Here is a 25,559-nt window from a genome sequence, read left to right as displayed (position 1 = left end):
CCTGGCGTCCGTGCCCCCCGGCGGCCGTGGGGCGAAAATCACTTCGTCGGGGGATGGGATCTATGGGTGAATGTGTTGGGGAGGACGGCGCCCCCTCGGGGAGCCGTCCGCCCGTTCTTCCGCCGCCGTCGAAGGGAGCCCCCGGCGTGTCCTCAGCGTCCTCGCCCTCCGTGCCCGCAGCCCCGCCGCCCGCCCCCGGCGCGGACCCCGGGCGCGGTGCGGGGCGCCGCCGCCGTACGGCGGTCCTGGTCCTGGTCCTGGCCACACTGACGGCGACCGGCCCGCTGGCCACCGACCTGTACCTGCCGGCCTTCCCGGTGATCGCCGAGGACCTGGGCTCCACCGAGGCGCAGATCCAGCTGACGCTGACCGCGATCATGCTGGGCATGGCGGTGGGCCAGCTGGTGATCGGCCCGCTGAGCGACGCCCTGGGGCGGCGGCGCCCGCTGCTGGTGGGCGTGGCGGTGTTCGCCCTGGCCTCGCTGGCGTGCATGGTGGTGCCCTCGGCGGGGGTGTTCACCGGGCTGCGGTTCGTGCAGGGGGTGGCCGGGGCCGCTGGCGCGGTGATCTCCCGCGCGGTGGTGCGGGACATGTTCGAGGGCGACGACGCGGCCCGGTTCTTCTCCCGGCTGATGCTGGTGACCGGCCTGGCGCCGCTGCTGGGCCCGGTGCTGGGCGGCCAGCTGCTGCGGGTGGGGCCCTGGCAGCTGAGCTTCGCGGTGCTGGCGGCGGTGGCCGTGACCAGCTGGGTGGTGGTCTTCTTCGGGCTGCCCGAGAGCCTGCCGAGCGGGCGGCGGCGCCCGCTGCGGGCCCGGTCGCTGGCGCAGACCGTGGGCGGGCTGCTGCGCGATGTGCGGTTCATCGGGCCGGCGCTGACGCTGGGGCTGTCCTTCGGGGCGATGTTCACCTACATCAGCTCCTTCTCGTTCGTCTCGCAGAACGAGTTCGGCGCCTCGGCCCAGCAGTTCAGCCTGATGTTCGCGGTGAACACGGTGGGGCTGCTGCTGGGCACCCAGGTCAACGCCTACCTGATCGGCAGGGTGGAGACGCCCCGGCGGCTGGCGGGGGGCCTGACCGGGATGCTGGCGGCGGTGGCCGTGCTGGGCGCGCTGGCGGCGGCCGGTGTGTCGGGGGCCTGGGCGCTGCCGGCGCTCACCGCGGTGTTCTGGACGCTGATGTTCAGCGTGGGCTTCGTCTTCCCCAACGCCACGACGCTGGCGATCTCCAGCCAGTCGCCGTCGGTGGCGGGGACGGCCTCGGCGCTGATGGGGTCGATGCAGTTCGCGCTGGGCGGGGGCCTGTCGTCGCTGGCGGGCATGACCGCGACCGGGCAGGCGAGCCTGGCGAGCATGGCGGTGGTGATGTCGGGGATCGCGGTGGCGGCCGCGGCGGTGTTCGCCGTGACCGCCCGCCGCGCGGCCCGCACCGCGGCCTGAACCGAGGACCGCACCGCGCGCCGCGCGGCGGTCCGGGAGACCGGGAGAGCGGGCGAGGGCCCGGGCGGAGGCGCTCCGCCCGGGCCCTCGCCTCGTCGTCGGCGGTGGTCAGTCCAGGCGGCGGTCAGTCCAGGTCATCGCCTTCGACGTGGAGGGGCTGGGCCTGGTCCTGGGCCGGGGGCAGCGGGGCGCCGCGCTCGGGCAGGTCGTCGGCGTCGGCGGGGTCGGTCGCGAACAGCGAGCCGTCGGCGGCCCCTTCGGCCAGGGCGTACATGGAGTCGTAGGCCGAGATGATCTGGGCCTGCTCCATGTCGGGGCCGGTGGCGCTCAGCTCGACCAGGACGCTTCCGCTGCCGAGGAGGCCGTAGGCGTTGCGGGCGATGCCCTGGTAGTTCCCTCCGGGGTAGCGGCTGACGTTGGCGCCGTCGTAGGAGTCCTCCATGGCCGCGGCCGAGACCGCCACGGCCTGGCGAGACAGGGCGGCGGCGCCCGGGGAGACGTCGGGGTGGGTGGGCCACATCAGCGAGGCGGTGATCTCCTCGCCGTCGTCGTCGGCGTAGCGGCCCTGCATGTGGTAATCGACCACCAGGTGGGGGTCGAAGGCCTCGTACCGGCGCCGGACGGCCGCGGCCTCGGGGACCGGGTTGTCCTCGGGGGCCAGGGCCGGGTCGTGGTAGCGGTTGGGGTCGTAGCCCGTGCCGGGGGCGCCGTACTCGGGGTCGGCGTCGGGGTCGTGGTTGTAGCGCTGGTCCAGTTCGTGGCCGTCGGGGTTGGCGCGCACCACGATGTCGAGGGTGACCCGGTCCAGGAGCTCGCGCTCGGCGCGGTCGGGCCCGGTGGCCAGCTCCTCCAGGAGCTTGAGGGCGGCCGGGGTGCCCAGCGGCTCGTTGCCGTGCTGCTGGGTGATGTACATCAGCCGGACGGGGCCGTCGCCGACCGTGGCGTTGAGGATGGGGCGGCCCTGGTTGGTGGTGCCGATGGCGGCGACCTCGACGGCGCCGCGGCTCTTCTTCTCGATCCGGTCCAGGTGGCGCTGGAGCTGCTCGGTGCTGGGGCGGGGGTCGATGGGGCGTCCGGGGGCGGGGGGAGCGTCGGCTGCGGCGGGGGACGGGAGGAGGGGGGAGAGGAGGGCGGCGGCGGTGAGGGCCGTCACGAGGCGCCGGATTCGCTTCATGGTCGGGAATTGTGCACGCAGTGGTCACCGGGGCACAAGGTGTGCATGTCGGGTGGGAGGGGGCACCGGGAACCGCGTGGCCGCGCGCCGCATCGGACCGGGCGGAGGCCCCGACCCTCTAGGGTTCGGAGGGCACCCGGATGCGCGAGCGAGTGAGGAGTTGCCGACGATGGAGTTCAAGCGGCTGCTGGCCGGCCTGGGATTCGGCGGGGCCGCGGTGCGGACGGTCCTGCGCGAGGGCGAGGTGCGCCCCGGAGGGGTGCTGGCCGGCACGGTGCACGTCGAGGGCGGCGAGGTCGCCCTGCACATCGACGAGGTCACGGTGGGCCTGCAGGCGCGCGCGGAGATGGACAAGGGCGAGGTCGAGTGGGACATCGAGCTGCAGCTCAAGCATGAGCGGGTCAAGGACGCCCTGGAGCTGGGCTCCGGTGCCCGGGTGGACGTCCCCTTCGAGCTGGCGCTGCCCTGGGAGACGCCGCTGACCCGGTTCCGGGGCCGGGCGATCCCGGGCATGGGCGTGGGGCTGTACACCCAGCTGCACGTGTCGGCCGCGGTGGACCCCGAGGACCTGGACCCGGTGGCGGTCGCGCCGCTGGCCTCGCAGGCCGCGGTGCTGGAGGCGGCCGAGGAGGCCGGCCTGCCGGTGCGCCGGGCGCGCCTGGAGCGCGGCCTGGTGCCGGGGATGGAGCAGCGGCTGCCGTTCTACCAGCAGCTGTGCCTGGGCTCGGCGGAGCGCGGGGTGGACGTGGACATGGTCTTCGTCACCGGGGAGCGCTCCTGCCGGGTGGCCGCCGAGCGCGCCGACGGCCGCGGGCAGGCCTGGCGGGGCGCGGTGGACCACGACGACCCGGCCCCGGGGGTGTCCGGGCTCACCGCGTGGCTGGAAGCGGCCGCCCGGTCCTGACAGGCGGTGATCGCCCCTGGTCACGCCCTGTGCGCAAGCCCTTACCGGGGTTGACGGGGCGTGCGCACCCGGGCACAGTGGGCGGGATTCGACGCGCACACCCCCGGCGCCGCCGGGGGTTCGGGTGCGGACCCACCGAAGCGGGAAGGCGGACGCATGCGGGAGAGCGGTGCATGGCAGGGGGCCGTGCCGGCCGGGACGCTGAGCGGGCTGGCCGAGGTGCTCTACCGCAACGCCGAGGAGCTGCCCGGCACCGAGGTGGTCTCCCGGCGCGGTGACGACGGCGCCTGGGAGCGGGTCACCGCCGCCCGCCTGCTCAGTGAGGTCACCGCGGTCGCCAAGGGCCTGATCGGCGCCGGGGTGGGCGTGGGCGACCGGGTGGTGCTGGTCGGCGACGCCCGCTACGAGCAGGTGCTGCTGCAGTTCGCGGTCTGGGCGGTGCGCGCGGTGGCGGTGCCGCTGCCGGCCGCGTGCGCGCCCCGGCGGCTGCTCGCGGTGGTGCGCGACTGCCGCCCGGCCGCGGTGGTGCTGCAGGACGGGCGCCAGGCCGAGGCGGCCACCGCGGCCGCCCGCGAGGTGCCGGACCTGGGCCGGGTCTGGCGCCTGGACGGGCCCGAGGGGCTGGAGGCGGTCACCCGCCCCGGCGCCTACATGGACTCCTCCTCGGTGCGGTTCCGCATGGAGGAGACGGTGCGCGAGGACCCGGCGGTGATCGCCTACCCGGCGTCGGTGGAGGGGCCGGGCCGGGGCGCGGTGCTCACCCACGGCAACCGCCTGGACTCCGCCGATGCGCTGGTGCGCCGACTGGCGCCGGCGCTGGAGGGGGTGGAGCCGGGCCAGGCGACGGCGCTGATGCGGCTGCCGCTGGCCGGCCACTTCGGGCAGTCGGCGCTGGCCGCCTGCATGCTGGCGCGGGTGCGGCTGGGGGTGCTGGAGCCGCGGGCCGACGTGCAGGCCGAGCTGCGGGCGTTCAAGCCGACGGTGCTGGTGACCGGCCCGCGGCTGCTGGAGGGCGTCTACAACGCCGAGTCGAACAAGGCGCGCCAGACCGGCTGGGACAACCACAACGCCTTCGGCGCCGCCACCGAGCTGGCCGTGGACTTCGACAAGGCCGGGCGCAAGGGCGCCTGGCGGCGGGTGTCCAAGGCGATGTACGAGTGGATGTACACCCGAGTGCGCGAGGCGCTGGGCGGCCGGGTGCGCCTGGTGGTGTGCGCGGGCGAGCCGCTGGGCGCGCGCATGGACCACTTCTTCAACGGCGCCGGGGTGCCGCTGATGCAGGTCGCGGGCACGGCCGAGGCGGGCGGCGCGTTCTGCGCCAACGGGCCCCGGGACCGGCGCGCGGGCACCCAGGGGCGGGCCCTGGAGGGCGCCGAGGTGCGCCCGGGGCCCGGCGGTGAGCTGTTCGTGCGCGGGCCGGGCGTCTTCCCCGGGTACTGGAACGACCCGGACGCGAGCCGGGAGGCGCTGCGCGACGGGTGGCTGGCCACCGGGGTGACCGGGGACGTCGACGACGAGGGGTATGTGACCGTGCGGGGGCGGCTGCGCGTGCAGGCGTGCGCGGCACCGGCGCGGCCGCGCGCCGCCGAGGCGGCGCCGGGCGCGGCCCCCGCGGCCCCCGCGGCCCCCGCGGCCCCCGCGGCGACAGCGGCGACAGCGGCGGCGGAACCGGGGGCGGCCGTGCAGGGGGGCGCGGTCGCCGAGCGCCCGGCCGAGCCCGCCCCGCCCACCCCCGAGGAACTGGTGGCCGACCTGGAGCGGCGGCTGCGCGAGCACTCGCTGGTGCGGCAGGCGATGGTGATCGGGCGCGGGCGGCCCTACTGCACGGCGCTGGTCACGCTCGCCTCGGACCAGCTGGAGTACTGGCGGCTGGTGAACAACCGCCCGCTGAACACCTCGCCGGAGGAGATCGCCTCCGACCCCGACCTGCTGCGCGAGATCGGCGCGGCGGTGGGGGAGGCCAACCGCTCGGTGCCCCCGCAGCTGGCGGTGCGCGCCTTCCACGTGCTGGCCGAGGAGTTCACGGTGCAGAGCGGCCTGGTGCTGCCCAGCGGAGAGCTGCGCCGCGACGCGGTGCTGCGCGCCTTCGCCGAGGAGATCGAGGGCCTGTACCGCGCGCCCGAGCCCGGCAGGCAGGGCTGAGGAGGCGCCCGCGCCCGAGCGCCATGGGAGGACCGGGCTGCCCTCACGCCGCGGTTCGTGGCGCAGACCGGTCATGCCGCGGGTCATTCGGGCGGTGACCATAGCCCCGGGGCGTCCTCGGTCCAGCCGAGGGCCTTGAGGAGGGGGTGCCCGTTCCCGTACCTGGGTCCGGGGTTCTCCAGCTTGGCGATGAAGCGTTCGAGGTCGCTCTCGATGACGGTCGGCTCGCGGTCGGTGTCCTTGTCCACCGCTGTGGCGATCCACAGGGTCCCGGTGGTGCGGATGTGCCAGCGGCACCCGTAGTGGGCCTTCAGGAGGTTCAATACGATCTTCGCGTCCATGGGCTCACGGTCCATCGGTCAGCCGCTGTCCGATAGTCCACGTCAGAGGCTGTCCACAGGCGTCCATCGGCGTCCCTGGGTGTCCGACCGCTGTGCCAGCATGGTCCACGTGAGCTTTGCGAGCGACCTCAAGGCACTCCGAGAGGCGCGGGGCGCCTCCCGTGAAGCACTGGCGCGTACGGCCTCGCTCAGTACGAGCATGGTGGCCAAAGCCGAACGGGGCACCCGCGCCTTGAAACGGCCGGCGGTCGAGGCCATGGACCGGTTTCTCGATGGGGGCGGACGGCTTCTGGCCGCGTGGGAGTCGGAGGGCAAGGCGGCTGCGCTCCCGTCCTGGGCGGCTCGGGCGGTGGAGTCGGAAGCCCGCGCCGCCGCCATTTCAGCGTTCTCTGGGCTCGTCGTCCCACGGCTCCTGCAGACGGCGGCCTATGCGAGGGAACTGCTGCGGGCAGGGAACCCGGACATGTCGGCGGAACGGATCGAGGCCGTCGCCCTGTCCCGGACGTCGCGCCTGGACAAGCTGCGGGGACGGGAGCTCCAGTTCGTGATCTTCGAGCCTGCGCTGGAGAATACGGTCGGCGACGCGGCCATCATGCGGGACCAATTGGACCACCTGGCCGGTGCCGATGATGTGCGCATCCTGGTCCTTCCCCAGAGGGTCGGGATCGCCGTCTGGGCCACAGGCGGATTCCGGTTGCTAGAGTTCGCCGACCGCCCGGCCCTGGCGCACACCGAGGACGCCGTCTCCAGCCGAGTGGTCACGGAGCCGGACGAAGTCCGGCGGATCTCCCGGCTGCTGAACACCGCGTTGGCATGGTCCCTCAACCCCTCGGACTCGCGGGCCCTGATAGAGAGGAAGCGCAGTGCTTACACATGAATTCACGAAGTCCAGCCGCAGTCAGGTTCGGGGAGAATGCGTGGCTGCGAGAGTGGAGCCGAGCGGGGAGGTCGAGGTACAGGACACGGTGAATCCGGCCTTGACACTCGGTGTTCCGGCTGGCGAGTGGGTGGCGCTCCTCAAGGCTCAAGGGCAGGCCTTTTCGGCATAGCCCACGACCGCGTGCCGGATAGAGGCGTGTCCCCTGCTGTTCCGGCCCGGGACACGTCCCCCGCCCCCTCAGGCCGCCCCTCAGTTGTTGTTCAGCCAGGCCAGGACCGCGCGTACGCGGCGGCTGTCGTCGCCGGACGGCGGCAGGTCCAGCTTGGTGAAGATGTTGTTGATGTGCTTGCTGACCGCCTTCTCGGTGATGAAGAGCCGCCCGGCGATCGCCGAGTTCGAGCGCCCCTCGGCCATCTCGGCCAGCACCTCCTGCTCGCGCGGGGTCAGCGACGCCAGCGGCCCCTCGTCGCCGTGCTTGGCCAGCAGCTGGGAGATGACCGCCGGGTCCATCGCGGTACCACCCTCGGCCACCCGGCGCACGGCGTCGAGGAACTGCCCCACGTCGAAGACCCGGTCCTTGAGCAGGTAGCCCACCGCCCCGCGGTCGTCGGAGAGAAGTTCGCGCGCGTACAGCGGCTCCACGTGCTGGGACAGCACCAGGATGGGCAGCCCCGGCACGTGCCCGCGCGCCTCGATCGCCGCCTGCAGGCCCTCGTCGGTGAAGGTCGGCGGCAGGCGGACGTCCACCACCGCCACGTCCGGGCGGTGCTCCACCAGGGCGTCCCGCAGCTGGGGCCCGCTCTCCACGGCGGCCACGACGGTGAACTCGTGGGCCTCGAGAAGGCGGATCAGCCCGTCGCGGAGGAGGGCCAGGTCTTCGGCGATGACAACGCGCACGGCAGCTCCATGGTCACGATGGTCGGCCCGCCGGCCGGGCTGACGATGTTCATCGTCCCATCGAACGAATCCAGTCGGCGCCGGATCCCCCGCAGCCCCGAGCCCCCGGACTCCTCGACGCCCCCGCGCCCGTCGTCGCCGACCAGGATCGCCATGCGGCCGTGCACGTGGTTGATGCGCACCCAGGCCCGGGAGGCGCCGGAGTGCTTGGCGGCGTTGGTCAGCACCTCGGCCACGGCGAAGTAGGCGGCCGACTCCACCGGGGCGGGGGCCCGCCCGGGAAGGTCGATGGCGACCTCGATGGGCAGCTGCTGGGACACCGCCAGCGCGCGCACCGCCCCGTCCAGCCCGCGCTCGACCAGCACCGGCGGGTGGATCCCGCGCACCAGGTCGCGCAGCTCGTCCAGGGCCTGGCGGGTGGCCTCGCGGGCCTCGGCCAGCAGCCGCCGGGCGGTCTCGGGGTCCTGGGCCATCAGCTCCTCGGCCATGCCCAGGCTCATGCCCAGCGCCACCAGGCGCGCCTGGGCGCCGTCGTGCAGGTCGCGCTCGATCCGGCGCACCTCCGAGGCCTGGGCGTCGATGGTGTCGGCGCGGGAGGTGGCCAGGTGCTGCACCCGGGCGTGCAGGCGGGCCTTCTCGGTCGGGGCCAGCAGCCACCGGCTCAGCCGGGCGTACAGCCGGAGCAGCCCGGGGGAGGCGGTCCAGAACAGCGCCAGTTCCAGCACGGCGGGGACGAGCGCCACGAAGGCCTCGGTCTGGCCCTGCACGGGCAGGCCGTACAGGTCCGGAACGGCCCGCCACAGCACTGTGGCGTAGAGGATCTGGTAGACGGCGTGGCCGATGAGCAGCGCGGGCATGCCGGCGAGCAGCGCCCCCACGGTGCCGTTGAGCAGCAGCCAGGCCATGTCCCGCCAGGTTCCGGGGTCGGCGAACACGGCGCGGATGCGGTCGGGCAGGGTGCCCTGCGGCAGCGGGCTGTAGGGGGAGGGGATGGGGCCCTCGTCGAGGAACATGCCCAGCACCCGGCGGTTGGTGTCGGCCAGGCTGCGGATGAGCGGGGTGACCATGACCGCCATGGGCAGGCCGATCCAGATCGCCGACAGCCCCAGGGACACGGTGAACACCACCAGCAGGACCGTCCCGCTGACCGCGAGCGCCACCAGCAGCAACGACCAGGACAGCAGGAGCAGGCGTCCGGTGGCAGGGCGGTCGGGTCGGATCATCGGCGGTTCCCTCGGCTGTGTCGGGTGCAGGCGGCCGCGGTGGCGCTGTGCGGCGCCCCTTCCATTGTGGCGGGGGGCGCGGCGGCGCGCAGTGGTGCGGGGTCCCCTGTCCGTCCTCGTCCGGGCCGGTGCGTCCGGCCCCCGCCGGGGCCTGCCCGGGCGTCCCCGCAGGCCCCGGCGGCGGGCGGGGGAGGGGCGTGGGAGGATTCCCGGGCGGTGCGGCCCCCGGCAGGGCCGCGGATGCGGAGCGGAAGGAGAGCGGACGGCGATGGGCGCAGCGGCACCGGCGGCACCGGATCGGGGCGAGGGCGAAGGGCGTGTGGCGGTCGTCACCGGCGCCGGGAGCGGGATCGGGCGCGCGGTGGCGGTGGAGCTGCTCGGGCGCGGCTACGGGGTGGCCCTGGCCGGGCGGCGCCGGGACCGCCTTGAGGAGACCGCGCGCATGTCCGCGGCGCCCGACAGGGGCGTGGCGGTCCCCGCCGACGTGGCCGACCCCGACGCGGTGCGGGGGCTGTTCGACGCCGTGGACGAGCGCTGGGGGCGCGTGGACGTGCTCTTCAACAACGCCGGGGCGATGCCGTCGCCGACCCCGGTGGACGAGGTCGGCGACGAGGAGTGGCGGCGGGTGGTCGACGTCAACCTGACGGGCGCCTTCTGGTGCGCGCGGGAGGCCTTCGCGCGGATGCGCCGCCAGGAGCCCCGGGGCGGGCGCATCATCAACAACGGGTCGGTCTCGGCGCAGGTGCCGCGGCCGATGTCCGTGGGCTACACCGCCACCAAGCACGCCGTGACCGGGCTGACCAAGTCGCTGGCGCTGGAGGGGCGGCCGCTGGGGATCGCCTGCGGGCAGATCGACATCGGCAACGCGGCGACCGAGCTGACCGAGGGCATCGCGGCGGGCACGCTCCAGGCCGACGGGGGCCGCGCCCCGGAGCCGGTGTTCGACGCGGCGTACGTGGCCCGCGCGGTGGCCGACATGGCGGCCCTGCCATTGGAGGCCAACGTGCAGTGGATGACGCTGATGGCCACCGGCATGCCCTACATCGGCCGGGGGTAGAGGCGCTCGCCGCAGGCGCCGCCGCCGGCCGCCCATGGCCGCGCCCGGCGGCGTTCCAGGACCTCCTCAACGGTCTTGGGTCCCGCGATGCAGGGGAGGGCGGGTGCGGTATCGGTTGCGTGTCCCAGAGCGCTAGGGAGAAGGGAAGCGACGCCGCCTTAGAATCTACGTCGTAAAGCCCGTAGTTCTGAGGGGACCCGACCCCTTCGACCATCATTGAGGAGCGGCTACGCCGCACTCATCCGCTAAGAGCGCGAGCGAGAGGTCCGAATGCCTGTCTCCGGCCCCCTCCTGTGGGCCCTGACCGGTCGCGGCCGTGGATCGCCTTCAGCCTCGTCGGCCGGCCGTCGAACGCGACGGGTGCGGCCCGGCTCTCACTCTGAGGACCTCCGTTCTCATGTGGCTCTTATGAGGGGGACCCAGGATGAGGGGCATGAGCGAGACGACACGTCCGGGACCGCACCGCAAACGCCTCCGGGCCGGTGATGCGTTCTTAGTCGGTACAGGGGCACTGGCGGCGCTCCTCCTGGCCGGGCACCGCCTCGTCCCCGGGGACCTCGGCGTGTTCCTCGACTCCGGTCTGCCCTGGGTCGGGCTGCTGATCCTCCCCGCCGCCGCCGGGGCCCTCCTGCTCCGCTCCCGCGCGGGCCTCGCGGCGGTCGGGGTCGCCTCGCTGGTGTGGGCGTTCCTGTTCGTCCCCGCCTACGTCCCCGGACTGGGCGCAGGAAACGGATCGGACACGGGCGCCGGACGGCTGACCGTGGCCACCCTCAACATCGACGCCGAGAACCCCGACCCGTGCGGGGCCCTGCGTGAGGCCTCCGGCTGGGGAGCCGACGTCGTGGCGGTCGAAGAGATCACCGGACCCGCCGAATGCGCCTCCAGCGCACTGGGCGAGGACGGGACATGGATCCGCCAGGGCACCGTGGGCCTGTGGAGCCGCCACCCGGTCGGCGGGCTCGCGCCGCTCGACATCTTCCGGGGACTCCGGGCGACCGTGCACGCCCCCGGCGGCGACGTCGTGGTGCTGGTCGGGCATGTGGCCTCCCTGCGCCCCAGAGCCGTCGGCGAGCGCAACGACTCCCTGGAGGCCCTGGCCGCCGATGCCGAAGCGGAGGGGGAGGGGCCGGTGGTGGTCGCGGGGGACATGAACACCGCTGCCACGGACCGCGCCATGGACGTCTTCGACGGTTTCGACGAGGCCCAGCGCGCCGCCGGGTGGGGACCGGGCTTCACCTGGTCCTCGTCCGCGTCGATGGTCCGTCTGGACCATGTGTTCTACCGGGGCATGGAGGCCCGCTCCGCCGGGGTCCGTGAGGTCCCCGGCAGCGACCACTGCGGGGCGGTGGCCGAACTGGCCTACTGACGCCCGGCCGGCCCGGCGGGGTGACCGCCATGGGGGCCGGCGGCGCCTACGGTCACCTGGATGCCGAGGCGCCGGCAGCTCCAGGGTGCGCGGCACGGCTCCTCAGGCGCCTCTACGGCCACCGCACGTCCGTCGCGTACGGCAGGTCACCGATACGGGTGTCCGGGTGGGAGTTCAGCTCCTCACGGAGCTGCGTCCACGCCGCCTTGGCGGTGTTGTCGGTCCTCTCGCACCCCCCGCGCTGCTTGCAGGCGATGCGCTGCGACATGGACCCGGCGAAGCGCACCGGACCTCCGCCGTGGTCCGCGCCCCAGGCGCTGACCGCCGCCCACTGGCGGGCCTGGGTCCCGTCGGTCCGGTAGATCTGCGGGACCGCCCGGATCCGGTTCGAAGCCCCGGCCGACACGTAGTGCACGTCCGACAGGCTCCAGCCGTTGTTGCACGAGGTGGAGGAGGAGCCGTACTGCGGGCACCCGCCGGCGGAGTTGGCGGCGTACAGGCGGGTGGACGACCCCGAGGTGTAGGCGTCGACCCACGCCCTCGCCCAGGACGCCGACGACCACTCCGGCTCGGCGTCCACGGCTCCCGCCACCGACACCCGCCCGCCCGACACGCGCGCGGCGGCCCGGTCGACCAGGTCGGCCCACGCGGATCCGGCGCGCGAGCCCGACACCTTCCCGTCGGACTTGTTGTTGACGCCCAGGGCGAGCACGGCCTCGGCGCCTCCGGAGGCGCAGTCCTCGAAGCCCTCGGCCCAGGCGGCCGCCGCCTGCACCGCCCGGTCGGCGGGCACGCGCGGGGTGCCGCTCCCGGCGCTGGTGCCCGGTTGGCGCAGTTCCCCGCCGGCCTCCTGAGTGCCGAAGAACAGCACGCGCGGGCCGCTGCGGCCCACCTCGCCCTCCGAGCACCCGGCCGAGCGCGCCGCGCCGATATCGGAGGCCGCGCCGCTCAGCGGCACGTACCGGCTGACGGTGTACCCGGGGTAGGCCTGGTGGGCGGCGGCGGGGGCCGGGAGGAGTGCGAGGGCCAGCGCAGCGCCCGCCAGGGCCGCGCCTGTGCGGCGGGCGGGTCCGGATCGGGCGCAGTGGGTGCGTCGGGCCGGTGGCATGGGGAGTCCCTCCTCTGGCGCGGCTTCAGGGCGGCTCTATTGAGCCGCAAGAGGCGGACGAGGCGTGTGACGCTCCGGAGTCGGGTGATTCGCGGATGTACGCGGACGGAGAGGCGGAAACCAGGAGCAGGCGGTGGTGGCCCCGCGCCGATCCGCCACGGGCGCCTCCGCACACGCGCCCCTTGGCCCCGTCGACCGCCCCTTCTGCTTCTGCGCCGTTCGGCCTTCCGGGCGGTGGCCGCCTCCGGCCCGGGTGGTCTGTGCGGGGCCCGGGTTCGGGTGCGGCGGTCGTGTCCGCCGGCGCGGTGGAACTCTGCGGGCCCCGGCCGTCCGCATCGAGACCCCCGTTGATCTCGGGAGAGTCGGGGTAATACTCGCCGGTATTACCCCGACTCTCCCGAGATCAACGGCGAGGAGGGGGTGCGCACCCGGGGCGGGGTCGCCGATCGCGCCGCAGCGGTCGCACCGCTCCAGCGGACACGGCCGGTACGGCGTCCGCTTCGGCCGGGGCGCATGAAAAAGACCCCGCCCGAGGCAGGGTCCGGCAGGGTCCAAGTGTGCGGGCCGATACGGCGGTCGCCTCACGGCGCAGGGCGCAACGCGGCTCCGAAGACCGCCGGGTCGCCCGAGGGCGCCCGACGCGGTATTCCGCGAAGGCATTGAATGGAGCCCGGGGGACACTTTCTACCGCACCGGCCCGCACCCCCTCCAACGGAGGGCGGGGCCACCCTATTCCACACAGAGGGGGTGGCGCATCCGGAACCGGGGCGACGGCGCGCCGAAGCGACACAGGCCACACCGCGCACCCGCCGAAAGGGGGCGAAACGCCCGATCATCGGGGCGGATTCGGGGGACTCGCGCCCGCCGGTTTCCCGCGTGCGGGCCCGACCTGTGATGATTCACCTTGTGTGGCGTGAACTGATCGGTGAACTTTATCCCGAGGCCGACCCCGCGGCCCCGGCGGACGAGGCGATGCTCGCCGAGGTGGAGAAGGCCCTGTCCCTCCCCCTGCCCTTCGAGCTGGCCTCCCTGCTGCGGGAGACGGACGGCGTGTACAACGAGTACGGCGACGCCGTGGTGTGGAACGCCGAACGGCTCATCGAGGACAACCTCGCCATGCGCTCCGAGCCCGACTACGTGGAGCTGTACGCCCCCTTCGACGAGATGATCTTCTTCGGCGACAGCGACATGGGGCCGCAGTTCGCCTACGTGCACACCGACTACGGTCCCGGCATCGTCGTGTGGGACCACGAGACCGACCGGCGCCGCCTGGCCGTCGTCTCGCTCCGCGACTACCTGGTGCGCTGCTTCACCCAGGGCAACGGCTGGTACCGCTGAGGCGCCGGAGCCCGGCGGGGCCGTGGGGGCGGCCGGAAAACCGGTGGGATCCGGCCGGAACCGGACTCTAGGATCGGGCGCGATGAGCGAACACATCGAACTGATCCGGTCCAGCGACCGCCTGACCGACGACCTCGACTACGCCTACGCGGCGGTGACCACCGCCCGCACCGTGTACACCGCCGGGGCCTGCCCTCTGGACGTGGACGGCGCCACCGTCGCCCCCGGCGACTTCCAGGCCCAGGCCCGCCGCTGCATGACCAACCTGGAGACGGCCCTGGACGAGGCCGGGGCCGTCCTGGCCGACGTGGTGAAGTACACCGTCTATGTGGCCTCCTCCCGCCAGGAGGACCTGGTGGAGGCCTGGGACGTGGTCCGCGCCTCCTTCGGCGGCCACGACGCCCCCGCCACCCTGCTGGGGGTGGCGGCCCTGGGCTACGACGACCAGCTGGTCGAGGTCGAGGCGGTCGCCGCCCTGGCGTGAGCGGCGCGGCCGGGGCGGCGACCGTTCCCGCCCCGGCCGATCCGTGTCGCGGCGGCCCCCCCGCCGGCCCGCCTCGCCGTCGGGGCCGTCAGAACCCTCAGAGCCGGTCGAGCAGCTCGGCCTTCTTGGCGCTGAACTCCTCGTCGGTGAGCAGACCCTCGGCGTGCAGGCGCCCCAGCTCGCGGATGCGCGCGTAGACCACCTTGCTCTGCGGGTCGGGGTCCTCCCCTCCTTCCTCTGCGCCGTCCGGGTCGGCCTCCGGGAGGGCGGGGCTTTCGGGGGAGGGGGCCGCCTGCAGGGCCGCCGCGTCGCCGGGCCTGCCCCCGCTCCACAGGTAGGCCGTCACGGTCGCGGCCATGAGCAGAGCCCTGCCCTGCTCGGCTCCCTCGTCGAAGAGCAGGCAGGCCAGGTCCTTGGCCGGCTTGACGGCCTTGCGCTTGCCCCCGCTGCGCTCCACCACCCGCAGCAGTCCGTACTCCCACCCGTCCGAGGGGACCCACTCCACCTTCTCGATCCGCTCCAGCGGGTACTCCATGCGCTGCTGCGCGCGTTTGGGGCCCGAGGCGTTCCCGGCCCATTGAAGGCTCAGCGACGACCCGTCGAAGGCCGCGGTGCCCTCGTGCACCTGGATGTGCAGGGGCAGGGGCGCCACGAGCCGGGTGGCGGTGTCGGGCGCGGGCGTCCCGGCCCGTCCGGCGGCGAACCGGATCTGGTCGGCGTGGTATTCGGCGACCAGCTCCTGCTTGGCGTCGCCGGTCAGCAGGAAGGGCTCGTCGCGGGAAAGGGAGGCGCCGACGAAACTGTAGGGGTCGGTCCGCTCGTGCAGGCGCAGCCGCAGCTCCCAGCCCTTTTTCTTGCCCCCGCCCTTGCGCGGGCGGAATTCCACGTCGGCGATGGCCTCCATGGGGACCTCGGAGCGCACGAGCGCCTTGTGCAGGGCCGGTGCGAGCCATCCGGTCGCGTACTCGATGACGACCTTCTCGTCGTCGAAGCTCCAGCTGCCCTGCTTGCCCGTGACTTTCTCCATTGGTCGATCATATTGGCGGCGGGCGGGGGTTCTGTGCCCGTGAGCAGGCCGCTCGCGGCCGTCCCGGGGAGGCCGTTCCCGGCGGACGTGACCTGCGAATTTATGCTATTTTGCGAAGGTCTGTGCGCCGGCGGGGGACCACCCGCCGCCGCACCCCGGTCACCAGGTGTAGTGGAAAAGAGCGAGCACAGCATGTCCGAGCAGTCCACCCCCGAGCGCCCCGTCGACGTGCGGGTGCGCGTGCAGGGCGAGCCCGTCGACGACTTCCCCGAGACGGCGCCCGAGGCGGCGCGCGGCCGTGTGCGCCGGATCACCGTGACCGGTGAAGAGGTGCTGCACCGGGCCAACAAGGACGTCGACGCCTCCATGTTCGGCTCCGCCGAGCTCTCGGCGCTCATCGACGACATGTTCCTGACCATGTACGCGGCCGAAGGGGTGGGCCTGGCCGGCAACCAGGTCGGCGAGGACCTGCGGCTGTTCGTCTACGACTGCCCCGACGACGACGGGGTGCGCCACGTGGGCCACGTCGTCAACCCGGTGCCGGCCGAGCGCGAGGCGGGGGCGGCCCTGGCCGTGGAGAACGAGGGCTGCCTGTCGGTGCCCGGCCCGCACGCCGAGCTGGCGCGCGCCGAGTACGCCAAGGTGACCGGTTTCGACAAGGACGGCGCCCCGGTGGAGATCGAGGGGACCGGCTACTTCGCGCGCTGCCTGCAGCACGAGACCGACCACACCTACGGGCGGCTGTACATCGACCGCCTGGCCACGCGGCCCCGCAAGAAGGTCCTCAAGCAGATGAACGAGATGGCGGCCGACGTGTTCGCGCGCCGTGAGGCCAATGCCGCCAAGCTGCGGGAAGAGGGCATCGGCCGGGACTCCTGACGCCGCTGCGGAGCGCATGGCCCAGCTGCGCGGCTGCGGGCCGCGCCGCCGGGCGGGGCCGTGGGCCCGTCCGCCGGGGGGAGGGGACGGAAGCGGAGCGCGTCCGAACGATGGCATGATGTGTCGGAGTTCCCCTCCCGGCGGTCCCGCCAGCACGTTTTCGTGTGCTGCGGAGGACGGCTGCCGACGACCCCACGGTAAGGAAAGTCCCCGACAATGCTTGCGGAAGTAGCGCGAACCCCCCGCTTCGCTCTCGTCCCGGTCGCCGCACTGCTCGCCTTGGCGGCGTGCGGGGGCGGCGGTGAGGAGTCCGCCGCCGCCGACGACCCCGCCCCTGAGGAGGCGGCGGTCGCGACCCAGGACACGGGCGCCGAGCCGCCTGGGGAGCTGGAAGAGGGCGCGGTGCCCGAGGAGCTCCCCCGGCTGGACGAGGAGGACCTGCCCGAGGAGCCCGGGGACGACGCCCCGCTCGGCGAGCGGATCGCCTTCGAGGCCCTGGACAAGATCTCCTCCTTCGCCCAGACCGCCGACCCCGGGGCCGAGTACTCCTGCCCCGACATCGCGGGCGAGGAGGGCGAGACGGCCACCTGCACGGTCACCTTCATGGGCGAGGAGTTCGAGTACTCGATCGACATCGAGTCCTCGGGCTTCATCGTGCAGTACCAGCAGGACATGCCCGAGGGGCCGGTCGTGCGCGAGGCGGTGCAGGACCAGCTGCGCTACAGCACCGGGGCCGAGCGGGTGTTCTGCGACATGGACGACGTGGCGCGGGCCGCCCCCGAGTCCGAGGTCGAGGACGCGACCTGCTACTACGAGCGCGACGGCCGGGTCGAGGAGACCGGGCTGTCCGTCAACACCTACGGCTACGCCGAGTTCGACGAGAGCCGGTAGGCGCGCCGGTCCGCGACGCCGGCGGCGTGCGGCGCGCCGGAAGCGGCGATTCGCGCGAGACGAGGGCCTTCTGCTCCCGGTGCGGACTGCGGTGTCTCCACCGGGCGCCAGGAGGCCCTCATGCCCTGTTCGGGGGTGCGGCGCCTGGCCAGGTCCAGGATGGCGTCCGCGGGAGGGCACTTTCGGCGGATTCGGCGGGTCTCACCTCGGGCGCAGACCAGCCGGGCGTGAGACCCGGGCGGTGGCCGGGGTGGGAGGGCGGCGACGACGAGGCCGGGCGGGGTCGCGTCCGCCGGCGCGGTGGAACTCTGCGGGCCCCGGCCGCCCGAATCGACACCCCCGTTGATCTCGGGAGAGTCGGGGTAATACCGGCGAGTATTACCCCGACTCTCCCGAGATCAACGGCGAGGAGGGGGTGCGCACCCGGGGCGGGGCCGCCGATCGCGCTGCAGCGGTCGCACCGCTCACAAGGACGCGGCCGACAGTTCCACCACTCCAACGGACACGACCCCGGGGGGGCACGGGCCTCACGCCGGGCCGCATGGAGCGGCCGGACGGCGCTCTGCGCCGCCCGGCCGCTCCGGCCCCGGCTCCCCGGGGTCCTCCAGAGCCCTCAGTCCGGGCCCAGAAGGGCCGCCACCGCTTCGGACGCACCGGGGCGGGCCTCCAGGAGGGCGGCCGCCTCACGGGCCGCGGGGGAGCCGGAGGCGCCGGCCCCCGCCCCCGCCCCCGCCCCGGGGCCGGTCCAGGCGCCCTCGGCGCCCAGCAGAGCCGCCACCGCCGAGCACGGGGCCCGGTGGCGGTCCAGCAGTTCTGCGGCCGGCCCTCCGCCCCCTCCGGGGGCGGAGGGCGCCGCGCCGGGGCCCACGGCCTCCGCACCCGTGCCCGCCCACGGCGGTGTCCAGGCGTCCAGCGCCTCCAGCCGGCCCGGGAAGGTGCGCCCGGCCTCGCGCACCAGCGTCGGCATCATCGCCGCGGCGTCCTTGCGCAGCGTCTCCACCAGGCCCGGCAGCCACGGCAGCAGTACCCGGTCGGGCAGCCGTGCGAACGCCTCGGAGACCGCCTCCACCACGAACGGCGCCAGCTCCGGGACCGGCCCCAGCGCCTGGGCGAAGCCGCTCAGGTAGCGCGGGTAGGACGGCACCACCAGCGGGTTGGACAGCAGTTCGGCGCAGCGCCGCCGGAGCCGGTCCCGGCTCAGGGCCCCGACCCGGTTCTGCGCCGCCCACAGCAGCGCCACCTTGGCCGGCTCCTCCGGGTGCGACTGGGCCACCGCCAGCTCCAGCTGGTCCCGGTCGCAGCCCAGCGCCAGCGCCGTGCTCTCCAGGGAGAACAGGAAGGACAGCATCGCCGCCACCTGCGCGGCCCCGGCCTCCTCCTCGGCGAAGGCCCGCGGCAGCAGGGTGCAGTAGTGCGCGTACCCGGCGGTCACGAACGCCTCGCACCAGGCGGGCAGGCCCGTCCCGGTCCCGCGGAAGTGCGCCACCAGCGCCCGGAACCGGCGCAGCACCTCGGGGGCGCCGTCGGCCGAGCGCTCGGCCGCGAGCACCTCCACCGCGCGCCGCCCCAGCTCGGCCACGAGCACCGGGGAGTCCAGCAGCACGATGGCGTCCTCGACCGCCTCCAGCACCGAGGCGGCCGTGGCCCGGGGGTCCCAGGCGGCCCGCCGCAGCCGCTGCTCCAGCACCTGCTCGACGGTGACGCCCTCATAGCCCAGCTCGATGAGCGAGCGCTGGTCGCGGCCGAGGGAGACATCCCAGCTCTCCTGCACCGACCGGTCGCCCAGGGCGCACGCCCCGGCGATGGGCCGCACCACCTGGTCGGGCAGCACCCGGCGCAGCCGCCACAGCAGCCGCGAGGCCGGCTCCAGCTCCGGGTCGGCCCGCAGGTCGACGAGGATCCGCTGCACCGTGCGCTTGCCCAGGTCCACCCCCAGCGGCTCCAGCCGGTCGGCCACGTCGCGGGCCAGCGGCGGCATCGAGTCGTAGCCCACCGAGCCCACACGGTCCCCGCCGAGCAGGATCTCGCACAGCCGCCGCACGTCCCGCCGGCCCGGGACGGTGTCCTTCTCGATGCAGGTGACGGCCGCGTCCTGGAAGTCGTAGGGGGTGGGGCGGGCCCGGTCGCGCAGCCCCGCCAGCAGCACCGCGGTCTCATAGACCGCGATGGCGTCGGCGGTGCTCGCGGCGTAGCCGTTGCGCCGGGCCAGCCGCACGATGTCCACGCACCAGGTGCGCAGCTCGGCCTCGTCGAGCGGGTCCAGGGCCGGCGGCGCCGACAGGTACCCCGAGAGCCGGGCCGGGTCGGGCCCGGCGGCCGGCACGGGGACGGCCGGCCGCTTCGCCGCGGCCGCGGCCCTGCCCTTCTGGCCCTTGAGCCGGAAGGGCCGCACCGCCCGCGCCGAGACGTGCTTGGACCAGGTGGCCGCGGCGACCGACACCGCCCCCTGGGCCAGCCCGAACTGCGCCTCGATCGCCGAGTTGCTGGAGGGGATGAGCCCGTAGAGCCACTGGGTGGGCGTGGGCGGCGGGATCGCGAAGCCGCCGTCGCCGGCCGCCGAACCGGCCTGCTCGACGGGGCTGGCGGCGTGGAAGGCGCCGCACACGAACACGCACTCCGAGGGGTCGGCGCCCGAGGAGGCCAGGTGCTCCCGGATGCGCCGCCACATGTGCCGCTCGCGGTCCTCGTCCACGGCCAGCCGGGGGCCGTGCGGCGACAGGCGCCGGAACAGCCCGCCGACGGCGACCATGACCTGCCGGTAGGTGTCGTGGTCGGCCCGGGCCAGCGGCTGCTCGACGTACTGGTCCCACCATTCCGACCAGTGCCGCACGCGGCCGCGGTGCAGCAGGTGGCGCTCCAGGTCGGCGAAGCGCGGGCGCAGGTCGCCGATCTCCACGCCCACCGCGCCGCCGTGCAGCCCGGCGGCCTCCTCGGCCCGCTCCGCGGCGTCGTCGTCCCCGTTCCCGTCGCCGTCCCGGGCGCCGGCCCCGGCGGCCCGGGCCGCGGCCTCGGCGCGGGCGTCCCACTGGAAGACCAGGTCGACCGGGCGGTCCACCGCCACCAGCTCCACCCCCGGCGTCTGGAGGGCGTAGGCGATGGCCTGGTACTCGGCCGAGGCCTCGGTCACCGGGGCGACCACGCTCAGCGGGTCGCCCCGGGAGGGCAGGTCCTCGGGCCGGGAGGCGAAGGCCTGCAGGGCCACGGGCAGCCGGCAGTTGTGCAGCTCGGACAGGAGCGGCGCCAGGTCCTCGCACAGCTCCACGAAGACCACCCTGGGGCGCTTCTCGCGCAGGCGGCGCGCCATGGCCAGCGCCGAGGCGGGGGAGTGGTGCGCGACGGGGACGACCTCCACCGGCTCGCGCAGCGCCCGGTCCACGTCGTCGACCATCCCGGCCAGGATGTCGGCGGCGGCGCCGGGCGCCCCGGCGAACTCCTCGGCCGCCTCGCGCAGGTGCTCGCGCAGCGGGGCGAAGGGGGCGGCGCCCGCCGGGGCGCCGCCGGTCGTGGTGGCGCCGCTCACGACAGCGCCTCGATCGCCTGCTTGCCGCCCTCCAGGAACTCCGGCCAGGGCCCGCCTTGCTCGGTGCCGCGCGGCTCGACCACGCCGTGCCAGAACTTGTTGAGGATGGCCAGGTCCTCGGGGGTGCGGCGGGCCAGCGAGCCCACCATGGAGGAGGCCAGGGTGCCGGCGCGCAGGGTGCTGTCGCCGAAGAAGTGGCTGTGCAGGATGGCGTCCTCCAGCACCCCGATCTGCTCGGCGGTGGACAGCGCCGACTCCAGGCGCTCGTCGTCGCCGGCGGCCGCCGCCGAGGCGGCCCGCAGGTCGGTGAAGCTCTGCAGCAGCACGTCCAGCAGCGAGGGGGGCACCTCCAGGGAGATCTCGTGCCGGCGCAGCAGCTCGGTGGTGCGGAAGCGCACGATCTCGGCCTCGCTGCGGCGGTTGGAGACCACCGGGATCTTGACGAAGTTGAAGCGCCGCTTCAGCGCCGAGGACAGGTCGTTGACGCCCTTGTCGCGGCTGTTGGCGGTGGCGATGACCGCGAAGCCGGGCTTGGCGAAGACGGTGTTGTCCTCGTTGAGCTCGGGGATGGACACGTACTTCTCCGACAGGATGGAGATCAGCGCGTCCTGCACGTCGCTGGTGGAGCGGGTCAGCTCCTCGAAGCGGCCGACCGCCCCGCGCTCCATGGCGGTCATGATCGGCGAGGGGATCAGCGCCTCGCGGGACTGGCCCTTGGCGATGACCATGGACACGTTCCAGGAGTACTTGACGTGGTCCTCGGTGGTTCCGGCGGTGCCCTGCACCACCAGGGTGGAGTCGCCGCACACCGCCGCCGACAGCAGCTCGGCCAGCCAGCTCTTGCCGGTGCCGGGGTCGCCGATGAGCAGCAGGCCGCGGTCGGAGGCCAGGGTGACGATGGCGCGCTCGACGAAGGAGCGGTCGCCGAACCACTTCTGGGCGATCTCGCGCTCCAGGCCGTCGCCGGGCTCGGAGCCCAGGACGAAGGCCCGCACCATCGTGGGGCTGAGCCGCCAGGAGAAGGGCTTGGGGCCGTCGTCCACCGACGCCAGCCAGGCCAGTTCCTCTGCGTACTCGACCTCGGCGGGTGCGCGCAGCATCTGGTCGGTCATTCGGGGGTCCACTCCTAGCCGAGAAAGTTCTTCAGTTCGAAGACGAGCTTGTCGATGTGCCCGGAGAGCACGGGGGTTCCCATGTCCGTGAAGCGCTGGCGGAACCAGGGGTTGACGCTCTGCCGCCCGCCGCTGGTGACCGACCCGACGGGGATGAAGCGCACGCCCGAGCGGTGCAGGGCCTCCATGCCGCCGAAGACCGGGCGCTCGTTCCACTCGAAGAAGTCGGAGATCCATACCACGACGGTGTTGCGCGGGTCGGCGACCTTGGGGCGGACCTGCTCCAGGGCCACGCGGCCGTCGGTGCCGCCGCCCAGGCGGGTGCGCAGCAGCGTCTCGAAGGGGTCGTGCACCCAGGGGGTCAGGTCCAGGGCGCGGGTGTCGTAGGCGACCAGGTGCACGTCGACCTTGGGCAGCCCGGTGAAGATGGAGGCCAGGATGGTGCAGTTGACCATCGCGTCCACCATCGAGCCCGACTGGTCGACCACGACGATCAGCCGGGCCGGCTCGATGCGCTTGGCGGTGCGCCGGTAGAACAGCCGGTCGACGTAGAGCCGCTGGTCCTCGGGGTTCCAGTTGGGCAGGTTCTTCCAGACGGTGCGCTGCAGGTCCAGGTTGCGGAAGACGCGCTTGGGCGGCACCGAGCGGTCCACGGCCCCCGCGGACGCCTGGCTCACCCGGGTGCGCAGCACCTCGGCCACCTCGTCGACGTAGCGGCGGATCAGCGCCTTGGCGTTGGCCAGCGCCGTGCCCGAGAGGTGGTCCTTGTCCCGCAGGAGCTGCTCGACCAGCGACATGCTGGGGCTCAGGCGGGAGGCCAGGTCGTCGTCGGCCAGCACCTCGCGCAGCCGCATCCGGCGCACCAGGTCGCCCTCCAGCTCGCCCAGCGAGCCGCCGAGCCCGCCGTCGCGGGGGCGCCCGCGCAGCGACCCGGGGGCGTGCCCGAAGGCCTGCTCCAGCCACCCGGCGTCGGACTGCCAGGCCGACAGGCGCTCGGCGGTGACGTCGCCCGAGCCGGTGGAGAAGACGTTGAGCAGCAGTTTGGACATCAGCGCGGCGCGCCGCACCTCCTGTTCGCCCACGTCCCCGCCGCCGGGCGCGGGGGGATCCTCGGGTGCGGCGGCGCCGGCGGCGGCCTGCGACAGCGCCTCGAACTCGGCGGCCAGGCCGGGGAAGCGCTGCACCAGCGTGTCCACGGTGACCCCGGGGTCCATCAGGGCCGCGGGCAGCCCGGCGTCCTCGGTGGCGGCCACGCCGGCCGACTCCAGGGCGGGCTGCTCCTCGGCCCCGGACAGGCGGGCCAGCAGGCGCCAGTACAGCACCTGGCGGCGGTTCTCGTGGGGGTTGGGCCCCTCGTGCGGGCCCTCGTGTGGGCCCGGGGGCGGGGCGGGCGGGTCGGTTTCGGTCTCGGCCATGCTCACTTCCTCAGCAGCCGTCCGGCGCGCTCGCGGAGCGTGCCCAGGGGGTCGGTCTTCTTCAGCGCCGAGGCGTACTTGGGGTCGGTGGGGCCCATCGCCCAGTCCGCGGTGTGGGTCTGGGAGGCGGGGTCCTTCTTTGCGGCGACCCCGAGCGGCTGCACCGACCACCCGGTTCCGGCGTCCCAGCGCATCAGTCCGATGCAGGCCCCGGAGGCGGCCGCCGCCTTGAGGTCGAGGGACGAGCTCTCGGGCAGGCGGTGCAGGGACACCGGGAGCCGCGTCCCGTCCAGGTCCAGGTCCAGCCCGGGGGCCGGGCTCCGCTTCTTCCTGGCGGCGTAGCCCTCCAGCAGCACGGGCTCGGCGATGCGCGCCGGGTGGCGCTCCAGGGGCGGCACGGCCGGGGCGGAGGCGTCCTCCAGGTGCAGCCTTGCCGCGGCGAACCGGTCGGCGGGCTCGCCGGGGCGGGCGCGCTCGTCGTCCCAGAGCAGGTCGCCCCCGTGCAGCAGGGGCATGCCGGCCACCTCCAGCGCGTGGTGCCCGGCCAGGGCGCCCAGGAGCACGGAGTGGCCGGCCAGCAGGCCCCAGAGCGACTCGCGGGTGAGCACGTCGACCTTGGGCGCCGAGGCGGCCGCGCGCACCAGGCGGGCGGGGCCGCCGCCGGAGGGTTCGAGCACCGCGTGCACCTGCACCTGGAAGGCGGTGGGGTGTTCGTGGACGTCGGCGCCCAGCGGCAGCAGGCGGCCGGAGACCTCTTCGGCGGGGGTGCCGGGCCCGGCGGGGGAGGCGTCCTGGGCGAGCAGGACCGCGCGGGCCCACAGGTCGCTCCACCGGCGCGCGGGCGGGTCCGCCTCGCCCGACAGCGGGCAGTGCGCGCGCAGCTCGGCGCCGAGGCCGTCGATCAGCACCGCCAGGCGCCTGCGGGAGGGGTCCTCCAGCAGCGGGGCCAGGGCGGCGTCGGCCCCGGCGGCCAGGTCCCGGTCGATGCCGCGCCAGCCCGCCACGGCCAGCTCGGCCAGCCAGGAGCGGGCGCCCTCCAGGGCCGGGTCGGCGCCGCCGGCCCCGTCGGCGGGGGAGGCGGCGGATTCGGGGAGGTCGTCGCGGGTGCGGCCCAGGGCGGTGTCCGCCTGTTCCAGGAGGGCGTCGTGCACGGCGCCGGCCAGCGCGGTGCGGGCCCCGGCCAGGGCGGCCGGGCCGGGGCCGGTGGGCCGGCCCGACCCCACGGCGTCGACGGCCGCGCGCACGGAGGCGGCCAGCGGGGTGGAGCCCGTGGCGGCGGCCAGGTCCTCCAGGGCGGCGGTGCCCTGGGCGCCGGGGCGGGCCAGGCCGTCGGCCAGGACGGCGTCCAGGCCGTCGGTGAGCTCCAGGGCCTCCTCGACCCCGGGAGGGGCGGAGTCCAGCAGTTCGGTCAGGCGGGCGGGGAGCATCAGAGCGCCCTCCCCGCGGGGAACCAGTGCATCTCGGGGAGCGGGGCGGTGGTGCCCGGCAGTTCCAGGTAGGACAGGTAGCGCAGGAAGCGGGTGAAGACCACGCCGGTGGGGCCGGGCTCCACCGGGCCGCTCAGCGCGGACAGCGCGGCCTCGGGGGCCTGGGCGGGGTCGAGCCGCAGGTAGGCGGCCACGCGCTCGGCGCCGTAGTGCCTCCGGGCCTCGTCGAGGAGGGCGCGGATGTGCTTGCAGAGGGCGCCGCCCAGCCCGCTGCAGGGGCGGTTGTTGTTGGTCGCGCAGCTCAGGGCGTGGGAACCGGCGGAGACGGAGGAGACGTAGACGCGCTCGCCCGCCGATCCGCTGGAGACCACCCCCTGGACCCGTCCGTCGGCGAGTTCGACGTAGGGGACCTTGGTGAGCTTGCGGGCGTGGACGGGCGGGACCAACGGCACCGTGCTCGGGGGTCCGGGGTCGTGGGGAGCCACGGCATCACCTTCTCGGGGAGGTCACGTTCGGGTGGGTCGACGGACGGCGCCCGGAACGGCGGTGCCGGGCCGGGCGTCGATCGGCGATGGTGTATTCCTATCGGCCCCCGGTGACGGAAACGGAGCCGGAGGGGAGCGGGAGGCCCGAAGCGGCAGGCGCTCCGGTGCGCCCGGAGCGGGACCGGAGGCCGCGGCGCCCGCTTGGGGCCGTGGCCCTTGGAGCGGTGTCCTTTCCGTCCGGCCGGTGCGGCGCCGTCGTCACGGCTCGGTGCCGGGTCGGGCCCCTTCGGTGGCCTGACCGGCGTCCCGTCTGTCGGCGGACGGGCTAAGGCCGCCCGACCGATGGCGGCCGCGGCCGCCGGAAAGGAGACCGCTCCAACGGAGGCCCTCACGCTTGGGCGCAGGGCTCGGTCCGATGCCCTCTTCCGGTGGAGGGGGGTCCGCCGCCGGCGG

General features: G+C 74.7%; 22 protein-coding genes. 11 read left to right on the top strand and 11 right to left on the bottom strand.

Translation table 11 applies throughout. The annotated features are described in order from the left end of the window. The first annotated feature begins 170 nt into the window (after nt 1–170). On the top strand, nt 171–1,436 hold the full coding sequence (locus tag C892_RS0102845; protein ID WP_017555968.1) for a multidrug effflux MFS transporter: 1,266 nt from the start codon (nt 171–173) through the stop codon (nt 1,434–1,436). A 124-nt stretch (nt 1,437–1,560) separates the two neighbouring features. Here C892_RS0102845 and C892_RS0102840 read toward each other — a convergent pair whose 3' ends face one another. Beyond that, nucleotides 1,561–2,610, bottom strand: a complete 1,050-nt coding sequence (locus C892_RS0102840; RefSeq protein ID WP_239647239.1) for a M14 family zinc carboxypeptidase — start codon at nt 2,608–2,610, stop codon at nt 1,561–1,563. Between the two features lie 169 nt (nt 2,611–2,779). Here C892_RS0102840 and C892_RS0102835 point away from each other — a divergent pair, with 169 nt between their 5' ends. Both C892_RS0102835 and C892_RS0102830 read left to right on the top strand, forming a co-directional pair. After that, nucleotides 2,780–3,514: a sporulation protein gene (locus tag C892_RS0102835; protein ID WP_017555966.1), complete on the top strand. Its 735-nt coding sequence runs from the start codon at nt 2,780–2,782 to the stop codon at nt 3,512–3,514. A 156-nt stretch (nt 3,515–3,670) separates the two neighbouring features. After that, nucleotides 3,671–5,656, top strand: a complete 1,986-nt coding sequence (locus C892_RS0102830) for an AMP-dependent synthetase/ligase (protein WP_017555965.1) — start codon at nt 3,671–3,673, stop codon at nt 5,654–5,656. A gap of 83 nt (nt 5,657–5,739) precedes the next feature. Here C892_RS0102830 and C892_RS28455 read toward each other — a convergent pair whose 3' ends face one another. Next, the gene (locus C892_RS28455; protein ID WP_017555964.1) at nt 5,740–5,997 is read right to left on the bottom strand and encodes a hypothetical protein; all 258 of its coding nucleotides are present in this window, start codon (nt 5,995–5,997) and stop codon (nt 5,740–5,742) included. A 100-nt stretch (nt 5,998–6,097) separates the two neighbouring features. Between C892_RS28455 and C892_RS0102820 the strand changes: the two genes are divergently transcribed. After that, nucleotides 6,098–6,874, top strand: a complete 777-nt coding sequence (locus tag C892_RS0102820; RefSeq protein ID WP_017555963.1) for a helix-turn-helix domain-containing protein — start codon at nt 6,098–6,100, stop codon at nt 6,872–6,874. After that, on the top strand, nt 6,861–7,046 hold the full coding sequence (locus C892_RS32765) for a DUF397 domain-containing protein (protein WP_083934306.1): 186 nt from the start codon (nt 6,861–6,863) through the stop codon (nt 7,044–7,046). The genes C892_RS0102820 and C892_RS32765 overlap by 14 nt, the downstream gene beginning before the upstream one ends. An 80-nt stretch (nt 7,047–7,126) precedes the next feature. On the opposite strand, the gene C892_RS0102815 is transcribed toward C892_RS32765, so the two are convergent. Together C892_RS0102815 and C892_RS0102810 are read right to left on the bottom strand one after the other, a co-directional pair. Beyond that, nucleotides 7,127–7,774: a LuxR C-terminal-related transcriptional regulator gene (locus C892_RS0102815; RefSeq protein WP_017537793.1), complete on the bottom strand. Its 648-nt coding sequence runs from the start codon at nt 7,772–7,774 to the stop codon at nt 7,127–7,129. Beyond that, on the bottom strand, nt 7,726–8,997 hold the full coding sequence (locus tag C892_RS0102810; protein ID WP_017555962.1) for a sensor histidine kinase: 1,272 nt from the start codon (nt 8,995–8,997) through the stop codon (nt 7,726–7,728). The genes C892_RS0102815 and C892_RS0102810 overlap by 49 nt, the downstream gene beginning before the upstream one ends. 268 nt (nt 8,998–9,265) lie before the next feature. Here C892_RS0102810 and C892_RS0102805 point away from each other — a divergent pair, with 268 nt between their 5' ends. After that, entirely contained in the window at nt 9,266–10,054 is a 789-nt protein-coding gene (locus C892_RS0102805) for an SDR family oxidoreductase (RefSeq protein ID WP_051060462.1), read from the top strand. Nucleotides 10,055–10,487: 433 nt separating this feature from the next. Next, a complete protein-coding gene (locus C892_RS0102800; RefSeq protein WP_026124100.1) occupies nt 10,488–11,420 on the top strand; it encodes an endonuclease/exonuclease/phosphatase family protein in 933 nt (310 codons plus the stop codon). A 112-nt stretch (nt 11,421–11,532) separates the two neighbouring features. On the opposite strand, the gene C892_RS0102795 is transcribed toward C892_RS0102800, so the two are convergent. After that, nucleotides 11,533–12,528: a hypothetical protein gene (locus C892_RS0102795; protein WP_017555959.1), complete on the bottom strand. Its 996-nt coding sequence runs from the start codon at nt 12,526–12,528 to the stop codon at nt 11,533–11,535. Nucleotides 12,529–13,422: 894 nt separating this feature from the next. Between C892_RS0102795 and C892_RS0102790 the strand changes: the two genes are divergently transcribed. Together C892_RS0102790 and C892_RS0102785 are read left to right on the top strand one after the other, a co-directional pair. Then, nucleotides 13,423–13,866, top strand: a complete 444-nt coding sequence (locus C892_RS0102790; RefSeq protein WP_039820186.1) for an SMI1/KNR4 family protein — start codon at nt 13,423–13,425, stop codon at nt 13,864–13,866. An 82-nt stretch (nt 13,867–13,948) separates the two neighbouring features. Next, the gene (locus C892_RS0102785) at nt 13,949–14,350 is read left to right on the top strand and encodes a RidA family protein (RefSeq protein WP_017537787.1); all 402 of its coding nucleotides are present in this window, start codon (nt 13,949–13,951) and stop codon (nt 14,348–14,350) included. A 97-nt stretch (nt 14,351–14,447) separates the two neighbouring features. Here the strand turns inward: C892_RS0102785 and C892_RS0102780 are convergent, their stop codons facing one another. Then, nucleotides 14,448–15,377: a DUF4429 domain-containing protein gene (locus tag C892_RS0102780; RefSeq protein WP_017537786.1), complete on the bottom strand. Its 930-nt coding sequence runs from the start codon at nt 15,375–15,377 to the stop codon at nt 14,448–14,450. A gap of 192 nt (nt 15,378–15,569) precedes the next feature. Between C892_RS0102780 and def the strand changes: the two genes are divergently transcribed. Then, a complete protein-coding gene (gene def / locus C892_RS0102775) occupies nt 15,570–16,256 on the top strand; it encodes a peptide deformylase (protein WP_017555958.1) in 687 nt (228 codons plus the stop codon). A gap of 216 nt (nt 16,257–16,472) precedes the next feature. After that, nucleotides 16,473–17,147, top strand: a complete 675-nt coding sequence (locus C892_RS0102770; protein ID WP_017555957.1) for a hypothetical protein — start codon at nt 16,473–16,475, stop codon at nt 17,145–17,147. A 613-nt stretch (nt 17,148–17,760) separates the two neighbouring features. Here C892_RS0102770 and C892_RS0102765 read toward each other — a convergent pair. Genes C892_RS0102765 through C892_RS0102745 form a run of 5 tightly spaced genes read right to left on the bottom strand, consistent with a single transcriptional unit; the run spans nt 17,761 to nt 25,067 of the window. After that, complete coding sequence (locus C892_RS0102765; RefSeq protein ID WP_017555956.1) at nt 17,761–20,667, bottom strand: DUF5682 family protein; 2,907 nt, start codon at nt 20,665–20,667, stop codon at nt 17,761–17,763. Then, a complete protein-coding gene (locus C892_RS0102760; RefSeq protein WP_017555955.1) occupies nt 20,664–21,779 on the bottom strand; it encodes an ATP-binding protein in 1,116 nt (371 codons plus the stop codon). The genes C892_RS0102765 and C892_RS0102760 overlap by 4 nt, the downstream gene beginning before the upstream one ends. 14 nt (nt 21,780–21,793) lie before the next feature. Beyond that, nucleotides 21,794–23,194: a vWA domain-containing protein gene (locus C892_RS0102755; RefSeq protein WP_017555954.1), complete on the bottom strand. Its 1,401-nt coding sequence runs from the start codon at nt 23,192–23,194 to the stop codon at nt 21,794–21,796. A 2-nt stretch (nt 23,195–23,196) separates the two neighbouring features. Further along, nucleotides 23,197–24,621 (bottom strand): serine/threonine-protein kinase, encoded by a 1,425-nt coding sequence (locus C892_RS0102750; protein WP_017555953.1) that lies wholly within the window; start codon nt 24,619–24,621, stop codon nt 23,197–23,199. Beyond that, a complete protein-coding gene (locus C892_RS0102745) occupies nt 24,621–25,067 on the bottom strand; it encodes a hypothetical protein (RefSeq protein ID WP_017555952.1) in 447 nt (148 codons plus the stop codon). Before C892_RS0102745 ends, C892_RS0102750 begins: the two co-directional genes overlap by 1 nt. Nucleotides 25,068–25,559: the final 492 nt, after the last annotated feature.

This window comes from Nocardiopsis baichengensis YIM 90130, assembly GCF_000341205.1.
Lineage (GTDB): Bacteria > Actinomycetota > Actinomycetes > Streptosporangiales > Streptosporangiaceae > Nocardiopsis_A > Nocardiopsis_A halophila.
Note: the sequence above shows the minus strand (reverse complement) of the source record. Positions and strands in the feature narration are given on the sequence as shown.

Coding starts and splice junctions, on each gene's coding strand:
- C892_RS28455 (WP_017555964.1), bottom strand. CDS start 5,997: ATGGACGCGAAGATCGTATTGAACCTCCTGAAGGCCCACTACGGGTGC.
- C892_RS0102755 (WP_017555954.1), bottom strand. CDS start 23,194: ATGGCCGAGACCGAAACCGACCCGCCCGCCCCGCCCCCGGGCCCACAC.
- def (WP_017555958.1), top strand. CDS start 15,570: ATGTCCGAGCAGTCCACCCCCGAGCGCCCCGTCGACGTGCGGGTGCGC.
- C892_RS0102810 (WP_017555962.1), bottom strand. CDS start 8,997: ATGATCCGACCCGACCGCCCTGCCACCGGACGCCTGCTCCTGCTGTCC.
- C892_RS0102835 (WP_017555966.1), top strand. CDS start 2,780: ATGGAGTTCAAGCGGCTGCTGGCCGGCCTGGGATTCGGCGGGGCCGCG.
- C892_RS0102805 (WP_051060462.1), top strand. CDS start 9,266: ATGGGCGCAGCGGCACCGGCGGCACCGGATCGGGGCGAGGGCGAAGGG.
- C892_RS0102785 (WP_017537787.1), top strand. CDS start 13,949: ATGAGCGAACACATCGAACTGATCCGGTCCAGCGACCGCCTGACCGAC.
- C892_RS0102820 (WP_017555963.1), top strand. CDS start 6,098: ATGGTCCACGTGAGCTTTGCGAGCGACCTCAAGGCACTCCGAGAGGCG.
- C892_RS0102750 (WP_017555953.1), bottom strand. CDS start 24,621: ATGCTCCCCGCCCGCCTGACCGAACTGCTGGACTCCGCCCCTCCCGGG.
- C892_RS0102760 (WP_017555955.1), bottom strand. CDS start 21,779: ATGACCGACCAGATGCTGCGCGCACCCGCCGAGGTCGAGTACGCAGAG.
- C892_RS0102840 (WP_239647239.1), bottom strand. CDS start 2,610: ATGAAGCGAATCCGGCGCCTCGTGACGGCCCTCACCGCCGCCGCCCTC.
- C892_RS0102830 (WP_017555965.1), top strand. CDS start 3,671: ATGCGGGAGAGCGGTGCATGGCAGGGGGCCGTGCCGGCCGGGACGCTG.
- C892_RS0102770 (WP_017555957.1), top strand. CDS start 16,473: ATGCTTGCGGAAGTAGCGCGAACCCCCCGCTTCGCTCTCGTCCCGGTC.
- C892_RS0102800 (WP_026124100.1), top strand. CDS start 10,488: ATGAGCGAGACGACACGTCCGGGACCGCACCGCAAACGCCTCCGGGCC.
- C892_RS0102780 (WP_017537786.1), bottom strand. CDS start 15,377: ATGGAGAAAGTCACGGGCAAGCAGGGCAGCTGGAGCTTCGACGACGAG.
- C892_RS0102795 (WP_017555959.1), bottom strand. CDS start 12,528: ATGCCACCGGCCCGACGCACCCACTGCGCCCGATCCGGACCCGCCCGC.
- C892_RS0102790 (WP_039820186.1), top strand. CDS start 13,423: ATGATTCACCTTGTGTGGCGTGAACTGATCGGTGAACTTTATCCCGAG.